General features: G+C 38.8%; 9 protein-coding genes. 6 read left to right on the top strand and 3 right to left on the bottom strand.

Annotation, left to right across the window (positions count from 1 at the left end; all coding sequences use genetic code 11):
* The 6 genes from ACKTS5_RS06255 (at position 1) to ACKTS5_RS06230 (ending at position 6882) form a co-directional block, all read left to right on the top strand.
* The gene (locus ACKTS5_RS06255; protein WP_408042992.1) at positions 1-654 is read left to right on the top strand and encodes a phage tail protein; all 654 of its coding nucleotides are present in this window, start codon (positions 1-3) and stop codon (positions 652-654) included.
* A gap of 86 nt (positions 655-740) precedes the next feature.
* Positions 741-2957 carry a T9SS type A sorting domain-containing protein gene (locus ACKTS5_RS06250; protein ID WP_408042991.1) on the top strand — a complete coding sequence of 739 codons (2217 nt, stop codon included), beginning with the start codon at positions 741-743 and terminating at the stop codon, positions 2955-2957.
* Between the two features lie 16 nt (positions 2958-2973).
* Positions 2974-3144 (top strand): hypothetical protein, encoded by a 171-nt coding sequence (locus ACKTS5_RS06245; protein WP_408042990.1) that lies wholly within the window; start codon positions 2974-2976, stop codon positions 3142-3144.
* Between the two features lie 135 nt (positions 3145-3279).
* Positions 3280-6276: a lamin tail domain-containing protein gene (locus tag ACKTS5_RS06240; RefSeq protein ID WP_408042989.1), complete on the top strand. Its 2997-nt coding sequence runs from the start codon at positions 3280-3282 to the stop codon at positions 6274-6276.
* Positions 6277-6291: 15 nt separating this feature from the next.
* On the top strand, positions 6292-6459 hold the full coding sequence (locus tag ACKTS5_RS06235) for a hypothetical protein (protein WP_408042988.1): 168 nt from the start codon (positions 6292-6294) through the stop codon (positions 6457-6459).
* 204 nt (positions 6460-6663) lie between these two features.
* The gene (locus tag ACKTS5_RS06230; RefSeq protein ID WP_408042987.1) at positions 6664-6882 is read left to right on the top strand and encodes a hypothetical protein; all 219 of its coding nucleotides are present in this window, start codon (positions 6664-6666) and stop codon (positions 6880-6882) included.
* A 72-nt stretch (positions 6883-6954) separates the two neighbouring features.
* Here ACKTS5_RS06230 and ACKTS5_RS06225 read toward each other — a convergent pair whose 3' ends face one another.
* The 3 genes from ACKTS5_RS06225 to ACKTS5_RS06215 all read right to left on the bottom strand — a co-directional run bounded on the left by ACKTS5_RS06225 (position 6955) and on the right by ACKTS5_RS06215 (position 13024).
* Entirely contained in the window at positions 6955-10611 is a 3657-nt protein-coding gene (locus ACKTS5_RS06225) for an ABC transporter permease/M1 family aminopeptidase (protein WP_408042986.1), read from the bottom strand.
* A gap of 23 nt (positions 10612-10634) precedes the next feature.
* Positions 10635-11522 carry an ABC transporter ATP-binding protein gene (locus ACKTS5_RS06220; RefSeq protein WP_408042985.1) on the bottom strand — a complete coding sequence of 296 codons (888 nt, stop codon included), beginning with the start codon at positions 11520-11522 and terminating at the stop codon, positions 10635-10637.
* 968 nt (positions 11523-12490) lie between these two features.
* Positions 12491-13024 (bottom strand): DUF4136 domain-containing protein, encoded by a 534-nt coding sequence (locus ACKTS5_RS06215; protein WP_408042984.1) that lies wholly within the window; start codon positions 13022-13024, stop codon positions 12491-12493.
* Between the last annotated feature and the right edge of the window lie 194 nt (positions 13025-13218).

Genomic DNA, 13218 nt, shown 5'->3' with positions numbered 1-13218 from the left:
ATGTTAAGAAAATTCAGTTTTTTACTACTTACAGGATTTTTTATCCTTTCCATGAAAACGACTCAGGCACAACAAGAAGGATTTCTTGGTGAAGTTAAAATGTTCGCCGGAAATTTCCCTCCACGAGGTTGGGCCTTTTGCAACGGTCAACTGATGGCCATATCCCAAAATCAAGCATTGTTTTCCATTTTAGGCACTGCTTATGGTGGAGATGGGCGTGTCACTTTTGGACTTCCTGACTTTAGAAGTAGGCTTCCAAAAGGGGTCGGGACTTTTCCAGGATTAGCAACCGTCACTAGGGGACAAATGCAAGGAAGAGAACTCATCACCTTATCAATACTAAACCTACCCTCTCACAACCACTTAGCTCGTTTTACACAAACAGCCGGAATCGCTACAATGTTTGCGGTAGCTGACGATGCTAACCTAGATGACCCTACAGGGAACTATCTAGCGATTCCAAATATAATTGGAACAAACAAAGTATATAGCAATGCATCGCCAGACGCTCAATTAGCCAACGGAACTGCTACTGTCACAGGAAACGTAGCCGTAGGTTTGAACGGAGGCTCTCAAGCTTTTGACAATAGGAACCCATATACCGGAATTCATTTTATCATCTGTATACAAGGTGTTTTTCCTTCAAGAAATTAACCTATGTTAACAAAAACAAACAACTCATTGTTTTCCAGAATTTAAGACATAACTTAAAAACACCAATCATATAAAAATTAACCTCTATGAAACATTTTTACCCTATACAATTATTGAAGAAAGGGGGGCTCAACTTACTAACCTTGTTAAGTATCACCTTTACCTTCGCCCAAACAACTCTGACTACGGGAGACTTAGCTTTCACTCGTATTCAAATGGACGATGATTCCTTTTCCTTTGTTTGTCTCGTTCCTCTAGAAATCAACACCACTTTTTATATTACCGATGAGGCCTGGAATGGAACTGCTCTCAACACCAATGAATCTGAATTTTTGTTTACTGCAACTTCAGCAATTCCTGCAGGAGAAGAAATCTCTTTCAATGCGTCGACCAACACCCTGAGTTTCTCTGGTGGTAGTACCCTCGGTACCTTAACCCACTCAGGCGGAACCAATCCTATCGGTAATAACTGGCTAGGATCGGGAGGTGATAATTTATTTATTCATCAAGGAAACTCTCGAAATCCTACGGTAAACCAAATAATCACAGGTATCAGTGCCAATACAGGTAGCATAGGAAGTCCTGATAACTCATGGCAACTGTCTGCAACTACGTCAAGTACTTTTCTTCCATCGAGTTTAGTAAATGCGACCAATGCCGTTGGCTTGTATACCAATGGTGTTCGCAGTGAAGTTGACAATGCCCGTTATAAAACTTCAGCCCTGCACAACGGAACTAAAGCTGATTTATTAGCGGCAATCACAGACGCAGCCAACTGGGATTTTGATAATACTACACCTTTTGCGCCTTCTGGAACAGCGTTTAACGTAACCACCAACGATTTTACCTGGACAGGAGCTACCAATAATGATTGGGCTACGGCTTCGAACTGGAATACGTCAAGTGTACCTCATGCTACAGCAAACATCACTATACCTAACGGATTAACCAATTATCCTACTGCGGCCTCTAATATCACCTTTAATACAATGACCATTGCCAGTGGTGCTACATTCATTGCTCAGGGAACAGTTACAGGATCAATCACCTATAGTAGAAGCCTTGGGACAAACAATTGGTACTTAATTTCTGCTCCGCTATCAAATGTTAATATCGCTACTTTCATCGGTGCGCATAGTTTGGCTTCTGGAACGGGAAGTAATCTCGGTCTTGCTCCTTATAACAACAACGGTACGGCCTGGAATTACTTGACAAACGCTGCTTCAGGAAATTGGACCAACGGACAAGGGTATTCGATTAAACTAAGTTCTGCAGGAACCATCAGTTTCTCAGGGAACGCTACTACGAGTAATGTTTCAAGAACAATAACTCAGAGTACGAACAATTTAAATTTGGTAGGAAATCCATTTACCTCATTCGTGAACTTAGGAAGCTTTTTTACCACCAATAACGGCGGACAATTAGCAGAACAATCTGTTTGGATGTGGAACCAAGCTACAAGCAGTTACGATGTTCGTATGTCGGGAACTCACGCTGGTTTTCAAGTGGCTCCAGGGCAAGGATTTTTCGTAAAAGCAGGTGCTGCTTCTACCAACGTAACATTCAATACGAGTAACCAAAGTCATCAATCAACGGAGAGCTTTCAACGCGCTGCTCGTCCTGAAATTCACTTAATGGCTACCAGTGACTCAAAGAGTAAAACGACAAAAATATTCTATATCCCAGGTACTACTAACGGATTTGACAACGGTTACGACGGAACTGTCTTTGGAGGAAACAGCAGTACTTTTGAACTTGCAACACGCCTTGTTCAAGGTGATAATGGAAAAGATTACGCCATCCAATCGTTACCTGTAACAGGTATGGAAACGACTGCGGTACCAATTAGCTTAAAGGCTAAAAACGGCCAAAAAATCAGTTTTGCAATCGACACCAAGAACGTCCCTACTGGCCTCAACGTTTACCTTGAAAACCGAGAAACTGGAGACTATCACAACCTTAGTGAGAAGGACTTCAACACTGTTCTCTCTGCTGACTTAAACGGTGCCGGAACCTACTATTTACACGCTAAAAGAGGCGTTTTAAACCTTGATAACATTCAAAACGACCTAGCTGCCATCAGTGTTTATCAAACCGATACGAATTCCTTAATGATTACAGGATTGAAAAGTGGCAAGGCCGAGGCTACTATTTTCTCATTACTCGGAAAACGACTAGCTCAAATTCCTTTTGAAGCCAAAGGGCAGTCAGTAGTTTCACTCCCTACATTAAACACAGGAGTATACCTAGTGAAAGTGCAAACAGCACTTGGAAGTACTACCAGAAAAGTTATCATCAACTAATTAAATTGTGACTTATATGAATACTAAAGATAAAAACACCCCTGAAGAAATTACCCGTAAAGAAGCCTTAAAAAAGATTGGAAATTACGGTAAATACACAGCATTAACTGCCTTAGGAACCTATTTACTTTTAAACCCTAAAAAAGCACAAGCGCAGAGCCCTGAAGATCCAGGAGATGGATTTTAACCCATACGCCCCAAGTTTTCTTGGGGTTTTTCTTTGAAATTCTCCCCCAACGTTATTTTAAAGTAAAGTATTGAATTGCAAACCACTAAAACAAATCTTTTCCTTATTTTAGAAATCTACTTAAATTAATTATATATGAGACACACTTACGCTACTAAGATTTATCTTTTGGCTATCGGCTTGTTCACTAGTTTGTGTTCCTACTCTCAAGAGATCAATGATACCTTTGAGGACGGCAATATTACTGGATGGACAGAAGGAACGGTAGGTCACTGGATAAGCTCAACCGACTCCCCTATCACCGGAAGTAATTCACTCAAACACAATGTCAGCAGTACGACTGGCAACAGTTACATCAGCCAAAGTATCTCTGGCCTTGATTTAGCAGCTCAAGACGTTACCTGGCAATTTAATATTAAAAATGGAGCCTGGGATCCTTCCAGTGCCAACAAATTTTGGGTGTATTTAACTGCCAATGAAAGTGATTTAGGCTCAGCAACAGTTGATGGATATGCCATCGGTGTTAATTTGAGCGGTTCAACTGATGCACTAACCTTGTGGAAAGTCACCAATGGAGCGGCAGAAACTGCCCTTATCACTACTTCCATCAATTGGAACAGCAGTCAACTACGAGGAATTCGTGTAACGAGAAGCACTGCTGGGAATTGGGAAATTTTCGCTGACGCAGACGGTGGATTTGACAATTTAGTAAGTCAAGGAACAGCAAACAACACCGATTATACTTTTAAAGATTTTTTCGGTGTATATTTCAAATATACCTCTACTAGAGCAGGGTTTCTTTGGCTCGACGATATTTTAGTTCAAGGTGCTGCTCCTTCCCCTAATCCTGCGGTAACGTTCGATAGTGCTACGAGCAACGAAACCGAAACAGACAGTAATTTCAATACCACCATCCCCGTAACCTTAAGTAATTTTGCGGCCAATGTAACCGTAAGTGTTACAGTTAACGGTTCGAGTACAGCAGAGGGAGGAGACTATACGCTCAATACCAACTCACTTAATTTTACGTCCAACGGTACCCAAAACATCTCTATCGATATCAATGACGATGCAGACATGGACAACGAAACCGTAGTCCTCGACATCGCTGTGACCTCTGGAACTGCTGATCTCGGCATTTCTACACATACCATAACGATAGAAGATGACGACCTCCCAGAGGTACGCATCTCAGAATTCATGTACAATAGTCCGAGTACTGATGATGAATGGATTGAAATATTCAACGAAAGCGGTGGTACGCTCGATATCTCGAATTGGACTTTAGAATACAACGGTAACACTTTTACATTTCCTGCGACCACCAACTTCAGTAACGGAAGCTATTTTACCATTGCCGTAGGAAGTAACGGTGATGGAACCTATAATAACGACAATAGTTTTACGCCAGATTTTAATAATCTTTCTGTTGCGAACTCAGCGGTAAAAGACACGAATAGCACCAATAAATTAGGAAACACTTCAGGAACTATTACCTTGAAAAACAGCAGTGGTGTAACCGTAGACGTAGTCACCTATGACGATGGACACGTCAGTTCAACAGACGGTAATGGTACAACCTATGAAATTGTAGCCACGGCAACGGACAACGCCTCAACGAGCTCCAATTGGCAAGCGAGTGTAATCAACGGTGGTTCACCCGGAAGAATCAGTGGTTCTACATGGACAGGAGCTACGAGTAACTCTTGGACCACAGCAAGTAACTGGACCGTAGGAGTACCTGTAGCCACTTCTGATGTTTCTATACCTAGTGGACTCACGAACTATCCAGTGATTTCAGCAAATACGACCATCAATGCAGGAGTTATTGCATCAGGAGCGACCGTTATAGCGAATGCTACAGTAACAGGAAATTTCACCTATAATCGCAGTTTAAGCACCAGCAATTGGTACCTTGTGAGTCCTCCAGTTAGTGGTGATACTTTTCAAGCAGTAATTCAACGCAATACTTTTGCTACTGGTACAGGAAGCAATATTGGTATTGCTCCCTACAAAAATGACGGAACCGCCTGGGATTATAAAACAAATAGTACTACTGGTACCATTACTTCTGGTCAAGGATTGTCTGTTAAACTAGCTTCTTCAGGGACGCTGAGTTTTTCAGGTAGTTTACAGTCTACTAATGTTACCTATCCTATTACGCAAGCGACTAACAATTTCAATCTAGTAGGAAATCCCTTTGCTGCTTTTATCAATTTGGGAACCTTTTTCGCTGGAAATAATGCGGGGCAGCTCTCAGAGCAAACCATCTGGATGTGGAACCAAGCAACCAATAGCTATGAAACGAAAATGTCAGGTACTCACGCTGCATTTGAAATCGCTCCAGCTCAAGCCTTCTTTGTAAGTGCCGGCGCTGCATCGACCAATATTAGCTTTACAACGGCAAATCAAAGTCATCAATCCGATAGTTTTCAACGTAACGCTAGACCTGAACTTACACTTGTTGCCACGGGAACTAAAGGAAAGAGCAGTACTCAACTATTCTTTATAGACGGTGTAACAACTGGTTTTGACAACGGTTATGACGGGTCTGTTTTTGGTGGTTTAAAAAGCACCTTTCAGATTGCAACACAACTCGTTACTAACAACATTGGTAAAGACTACGCTATCCAATCATTACCACTTGACAACCTAAACCGTCAAGTTGTACCTGTGTCATTAAGAGCCAAAAATGGAGAACTCATTGACCTATCCATAAGCAGCACCAACCTTCCACAGGGAACCAAAGTCTATCTAGAAAACAGGGAAACGAAGGAATTTGTTGAACTATCAGAAAATGCCACCCAAATCAAATTGACTAAAGATCATGAAGGAATTGGGCAATTTTATATACACCTAAGTTCTAAAACACTGTCTACAGCACCGATTACTAAAGACCTTCATCAAATTAGTATTTATCAGTCTTCTAAAAACAGTTTGACCATCACTGGATTACAAAGTAATCAGGCTACGATGACGATGTACAACATGTTAGGTAAAAAAGTGAATACTACTTCATTTTCTTCAAATGGGGTTCGTGAATTATCAATACCTACGCTGAGTAGTGCCATTTATATGGTAGTACTGGAAACAGCAGAAGGAACAGTTCAACGAAAAATAGTTATTCAATAATTTAAAGGACGGCATATGAAGAATTCTAAGCATTCAACTACAGATATATCAAGAAAAGAAGCGCTAAAAAAGATAGGAGATTACGGTAAATACACAGCATTAACTGCTTTGGGAACCTACCTGTTACTCCATCCAAAAAAAGCGCAAGCACAAAGCCCTGAAGACCCCGGGGATGGATTTTAAAAAAAGAGCGTACCTAGTGTACGCTTTTTTTATACCATTCAACGACTAAAACCAACCAAACAACTACACATCAATTAGTTACACCGAAAACCCCAGAACTTAACAGCTCTTGTATTCTATCTTTGTTAATGTAATTCAACGGTTGCCAAACTTTGGTACGAGTTTTGAATCAAAAAAAATTACCAACTTAAAAAAGACTTAGATATGATTACTGATTTAACCCTACAAAAACTAGCCTTCCAATACGCGGGATATGACAATTTAATAAGTGCAATCCACTACAACTTTACACACCCTACCAAAGGAAAATTTACGGCAACCATGCCTGACAAGTACTCAAAAGTAGAAATAGACTCAATGGATTTCAGCGTAAATCTCGTATTTGAAAACTTACACGAACTTAAAGAATGGATACAATTATAAGCACCCAAATAGCAAAATAAAAGGTGACCTTACATATGTAAAGTCACCTCTTTTTTTTTAAAATCTCCTTGGTTACAACTTCCTCCTATTGTCATCAGATTGTGTATCGATGAGCTTATTGTAAGGATCTACACCAACCTCAATTGGTTTTTCATCAACAACAATTTGAAGTGTATTATGTATTTTAGTTATTTTATGTTTCTTCAAATACAAGGCCACTTCTTGCTTTTTCCCGTCTACCTCTTTTTCTCCAAAAATTCCAATATCTATATAATCGTTCAATGGAACCGATAAAATTGGTTTTTTCATACTTTCCGATTGATAGCGCAGCGTATCACCCTGTTGTTCTCCGTACACAATTTTCCCTAAATCACTGTTGCGATATTTACTGACATTAAACGTTATATCGACTTGATATTTGCCATTTTCTAATTTCTTAGATGTAACGTCAGTAACTCTATTACGATACAAAGTGATGGTCTCGAACATATCTTTGATCGTGTATTGCAAACTATCGGGAACTACCTTCTTAATATAATCTACCATTTCTATAGAAGTTGTATATGGTGCTTCTTGGAACTTCACCTTCTCAACATAAGCTTTCAAAGCGTTGTTTAAAACGTCCTCACCAATATAATCACTCAATGCATAAAACACTAAAGATCCTTTTTGATAACGTATGTATCCCTGTCCATCGTTATACATCAATGGTTTTTCTCTTTTGCGCTCAAAAGTTCGTTGCTGTAAATACCCGTCTAATGACTTCTTCAAAAACTTTCGCATTTTCTTTTTACCATAAGTGTGCTCTAGCACCTTCAATGAAACGTATTCAGACAAACTTTCAGACAACATGGTCGCTCCTAAAACATCGGCTCCAATTACCTGATGCGCCCACCACTGGTGCGCTAACTCATGCACTGTAATTGCAAACGGATAATCGACTCCTCCCTCATCAGAATCATCTACATCCGCTATGAATCCAACTTGTTCAGAATACGGTATGGTATTCGGAAATGATTGGGCAAAACTCCCTCCAGTTCTCGGAAACTCTACAATGCGTACTTGTCGATGTTGGTACGGGCTAAAATATTTAGTATTGTACGCCAGCGAAGCTTTTATTCCCTTAAACATTCTGTCTAAGTTATACTCATGTCCCTTTTGATAATAAATTTCTAAGGCAACATCGTTCCAAGTATCTTTTGCAATTTCGTACTTGGCTGAATTAAAGGCATAAAAATTTAAAATTTTACTATCCATTTTATAATGGAAATACTTTCTACCATTTTCTTCCCATTCTTTTTGAAGGTACCCTGGTGCGATGGCTATTTGATCGGCGGACGTGGATACGACAGCTTCAAAATCAATCCAATCTGCATCCTTCGAAATATAAGTATCTCCCAACGCGGTAGAATCTGATGGATGGGGACGTAAATCGTTTTTAGGCAAACCAAACTTCTTACGAGTTTTATCGTCTGTCAACTCGCCGTTAGCACTGTAACCAAACGATGGAAACAACTGAAAATTATTCACAAAAGTACCATTAAATCGTACAGGTGAATTGTTTCTCAATATCGTATTAGGCTTATTTTTAACCGTAAAATTCAACGTCAAAGAGTCACCCGGTTTTAGACCGGATTGCAATTGATAGATATCAAAGTTATGCACCGAATCTTTTGACACTAAAGCGACCTCCTTATCAAAATGAAAGGTACTTGGATATGAATTGTAGTTTAAAAACAAACTATCGATAACCTCATCACTTTTATTGACCATGGTGTAGGTACCTTCTGCAGTGAAATCGCGTTGTTTTGGGAATAGGTTTAACTTCACCGATACTGCCTGGATACGTGGTTGCTTTCTACCTTCGTACTTTTTATACTTCTTCTCAGACGCCACTCGTAGCTCCTCGTATTCTTTTGAAGAATAGCGTTTGTTCAGGATATTATTCTCGTAATAAATACGAGTTCCTAGTCCTAAAAACAATAGGACAAATCCAATCATCGCAATGGCCCAACCTCCTTTAAATCGCTTGATAGCCAAACGCAAGCGTTCTCCAAAAGAAAAGGTTATGCCTCTCATCCAAAGTAACTTTGCACTAATAAGCAGTACGATTCCTCCGAGGCCCCAATACAATTTATACATAAAGTACTTTGAGAGAGAGGCTCCATAGCCATTCATATCAGAATATTGGTAATTAGGACTCTGATTGTATTTAAAAATACTTTGTTCAATACCTGCCAAGGATAAAAATGGTAATCCAATCATAATGACTAAGAGTACAAATAAGCCTAGGTACTGATTCTTGATTAACGTTTGTATCAGCATGGCCAACAGGGCCCAAATAATAAAATGTATTGACATCAACACATATACTTCGTAGAAGTAGTGTCCTAATTCATAATTGTAATATCCTTTATACGTTTGGAACAACACCCCACCTACGATAATAATTGTCAGTAGTAATAACTGCATTTTTACCAAGGCCAAAAACTTTGAAAGTAGCAAGGTCCAATCTTTTACTGGAGTTACATCAACGAGGTGATTCATTTTTGCGATTTCCCCTCTTCTGATCAACATTCCGGCATATAAAAAAGTCAATAAATTTATAAAGAACGTAAAAGCCGATCCTGGTAACAATAGCATTTGCCAGGTTGTTGGGTAGGTTTTAGTTCCGAAAAGTTCCCCAGCACTAAGGGCAAACAACAATAACGAAATAAGTCCCACAAGAAGAATTGCAATAAATGGCCAACTCTTTAAAATGTATTTCAAATCAATTTTAGCTAGTTTCCACGTAATCTTTAACGCATTCCCAAATGAAAAATCATAGGATACCTTCGGAAGTGTAATTCTCGTAATATTACCAAAATTATGTTTTATGATACGTTTTCCTTCTTTGTTTCCGAATCGGAAACTAAAAGCATTTTGACTGAATGAAAATAGCTTATATATCAAGACTAAGAACGCACTTGCGATTCCCAACCAAAGTAATCTGTTATAAATCACCACGCCTTTTACTGGAGGCATTAACTCATTCTGCTCTGCCAAAGTCCAATAACGCGTGTAATAGTTGGCTGCCCCACCTCCAAATGGATCAAACAAGGCGGTCCAAAAACGATTGTCCGGATTGCTTAAAAAACTCTCAGCAACCGATTGAATAAATATTAACAAAACGATGGTTATAAATCCAGCAGCAATATTTCTGGTAAAGGTGACGACTCCGAAAACGATGGCACCGAACAACAATACATTGGGTATAATATACACGAAATACGCATGCGCATAGGCCTGCCACTGAAAAGCTCCGACTAACTCCGGGTTAGTCCCCGGCAATCTAAACCCTAAAAACATTCCTATTCCGGTGAGCAGGACAATTCCTAATACCACGAGCATGGAACTGATTAATTTTGCCGATAAATAATTGAGTTTTGTAAAGGGGTACGAATAAAAAATGGAATGCATATTACTCTTGTAATCCCTGTAAACACTCAGTCCTATTATGGATGGGAACAAGAAAAACAAAAAGATAGCCAGTGTATTAAACATACCATTGATGGCTATGGGAGAATTCGCTAATTTTGAACTTCCTGTGCTCACTGAAAAGCTATCAAATATACCTGCGGAACTAGCAGCTATAAAAAGCCCAAAAAGAAAAAAGATGCTCGCAAAAACGTAGGTTGCAGGTTTTCGCAACCAATATTTTAACTCAAATTTTAAAATAGTACTAAACATAAGTGATTTTTTAGAAGGATGAATTAAATAGTGATAGGCTCTTCAGATTTCAACACTCTGAAATACACATCATCTAATTGTGCTTCGGCTCTGGTAAAACTCGCATCTGGTTCCGAATCGCTATATACACGTATGTTTAATGAATTATCTGGATTATAATTTGAAGAAAGTACATCAAATGTCGCTTGATGGCTTTCCAGCGCTTCCCTTTCAATCTGCTTGGTCCATACTTTTCCTCGTAGGGCCTCTCGAGCTTTTTCAGGGGTCGTATGCTGTAAAATTCGCCCTCCGTTTAAGATGGCCATTTCATTACACAGTTCTTTTACATCTTCTACGATATGAGTAGAAAAAATAACCGTTGCGTTGGTTCCGACTTCGCGTAAAACGTTCAAAAAACGATGACGTTCCGCCGGATCTAATCCCGCCGTCGGTTCATCGACAATTATTAACTTTGGATTATTTAGTAAGAGCTGTGCAATTCCAAAACGTTGTTTCATTCCTCCTGAATAGCCTGCGACATATTTCTTTCTCACCTCATAGAGGTTGGTAATTTCAAGAACTTCTTTCACTATTGCTGCGCGTTCTGAAGCCTTGCTAATCCCTTTTAAGGTTGCAAAATAATCTAGTAAATCTTCAGCAGACATTTTGGGATAAACACCAAATGATTGCGGTAAATACCCAAGAACTTTACGGAACTCTATTTGATTTTCAAGGATGTTAATTCCGTCAAATGATATGCTTCCTGTGTCAGGAGACTGAAGGGTTGCAATGGTTCTCATTAAAGATGATTTTCCTGCCCCATTAGGCCCTAAAAGTCCAAACATACCGGTCCCTATCTCTAAACTGAGGTTATCAATAGCTTTTACACCATTTTTATAGGTTTTGGTTAAGTTCTTAATTACTAATCTCATAATTGTTTGATTTTACTAGTTTTATGATTAGAAGACCATCTATGCGATTTGTTACAATTTTTTCAATATTTATTCCACTTATACCATCATAACAAGCATTCAAACAATTGGTTTTGCCCTCAAGGTCCTCTTTTTCTACTTTTATTACACATTTTGCTTGTGGGTTGCCAATACTCCAAGAGCTAAATTTCAGACTTAACAACATGGTTCATTGAAAAATTGGGTAGGGATGTCTTTGATAGTATATTCCATTGCAGGTTACTTGTAGACTAACTTTTCGCAATAGTGATCATATCAAAAACATCGTCTTTTAAAAGGGTTATTACCGTGATACTCTTGTTAAACGATGTCGTTTAATGTAGGTTTTGCGTGTTTCAATTGGGTAAAAGCTAGCTTTTACTTTGCGATACTTAGCATAGGTACGAAACTTGTCTTTTTGAAAAATTAGTAGGAATTGGATTCGTTAACAACGAGAACTTCATCTGCAACAGTTTAAAAAAATTCATTACTACCTAAATGATTGAAGGATACTGGAAACATTGGGATGATTTCCTTGGTATCACAAAACTGCAGAACAACATCTAGCGCCAACTAATCTATGGTATATCTATAGGGGGTATATACAGATTATTTGAGGAATCAAGAGCAATTGCGTGTGTTGATTTGTCTGCTTCCTTTTTGGACGCCTTTCCTTTGAGGAATTCTATCCATTGAGAAAATTTCTTTAAAGAATATTCTCTATAGATGCTTTATTTTTCTGAAACTTCTGTTGGACTTTTGTTTCTTTTAGTAATGCGTCATAAAGATAGCGATACTATTTTTCTATATTTCATAAGGTAGGCGATAGTGTTCGAGAGTTAGTGAATGGAGGTTGGCTACTCCTTTTCAAAATTATTGATTTATTTAACACAGAAAGAGGAGTTTGATTGCTCAAAACTCCTCTTTCATCCCCTTATATAAAAAACACATTATTTGTTTCGGCTCCCCGGAGGGTACTTTGCCATTATTTCTTTAACAAATTCTTTGATTCTTCGCTCCTTGCGTCGAACATCAGTCATGCGCAACGCTCCAGTTCCAACACCTTGCCAAACAAGCTCTTTCTTCTTCGCATCCAACAAATCAATAAACAAAGTTCCTTCTGTATATTGCGAGACATTCATTTGATTCGGTCCGTAGTACCAAGGGTACCAAAATCCTCCAAAACGGTTGTCGTTGACATTGATACGTTCTCTAGATTTGGTAAATAAACTCACCAAAACATCTGGGTTACTCGATTTACGCATTCCTTTGGCTAGCAGTTCAGATTCAACGGCTCTCATGATTCTTTTTTTGTCCAAATCTGAAATTGGTGCTTTGTCAATTCCTGTTTTGTAAAAAGCAAAGGTTCTATACTTTGCAAAATCTACCTGAGTGTCGTAATCCGTCGTTACTCGCACACTGCTACATGAAACCATTAATAACATCCAAACCGGTATTAAAAACAATTTTGATACTCTCATCATATTCTTAAAATTTTAAGTGCCAACCCATCGCAAATTGCAATGTGTCAGACAGCTAGATTATACTTTCAATGCCCCACTAAGAAATCTTTTCTTAATGATTGATTTCACGTTTTTCATTCCCGATTTTATTTAAAAAACCGTTATTCTTAAAACATCAATAAACGTGCCAAAAAATAAAAGATATAGCCACAAAA

The organism is Tenacibaculum litopenaei (genome assembly GCF_964514025.1).
Lineage (GTDB): Bacteria > Bacteroidota > Bacteroidia > Flavobacteriales > Flavobacteriaceae > Polaribacter > Polaribacter litopenaei.
Note: the sequence above shows the minus strand (reverse complement) of the source record. Positions and strands in the feature narration are given on the sequence as shown.

What these genes read in the sequence shown, in the direction of transcription:
- ACKTS5_RS06255 (WP_408042992.1), top strand. Translation starts at nt 1, where the DNA reads ATGTTAAGAAAATTCAGTTTTTTACTACTTACAGGATTTTTTATCCTT.
- ACKTS5_RS06240 (WP_408042989.1), top strand. Translation starts at nt 3,280, where the DNA reads ATGAGACACACTTACGCTACTAAGATTTATCTTTTGGCTATCGGCTTG.
- ACKTS5_RS06220 (WP_408042985.1), bottom strand. Translation starts at nt 11,522, where the DNA reads ATGAGATTAGTAATTAAGAACTTAACCAAAACCTATAAAAATGGTGTA.
- ACKTS5_RS06215 (WP_408042984.1), bottom strand. Translation starts at nt 13,024, where the DNA reads ATGATGAGAGTATCAAAATTGTTTTTAATACCGGTTTGGATGTTATTA.
- ACKTS5_RS06245 (WP_408042990.1), top strand. Translation starts at nt 2,974, where the DNA reads ATGAATACTAAAGATAAAAACACCCCTGAAGAAATTACCCGTAAAGAA.
- ACKTS5_RS06250 (WP_408042991.1), top strand. Translation starts at nt 741, where the DNA reads ATGAAACATTTTTACCCTATACAATTATTGAAGAAAGGGGGGCTCAAC.
- ACKTS5_RS06230 (WP_408042987.1), top strand. Translation starts at nt 6,664, where the DNA reads ATGATTACTGATTTAACCCTACAAAAACTAGCCTTCCAATACGCGGGA.
- ACKTS5_RS06225 (WP_408042986.1), bottom strand. Translation starts at nt 10,611, where the DNA reads ATGTTTAGTACTATTTTAAAATTTGAGTTAAAATATTGGTTGCGAAAA.
- ACKTS5_RS06235 (WP_408042988.1), top strand. Translation starts at nt 6,292, where the DNA reads ATGAAGAATTCTAAGCATTCAACTACAGATATATCAAGAAAAGAAGCG.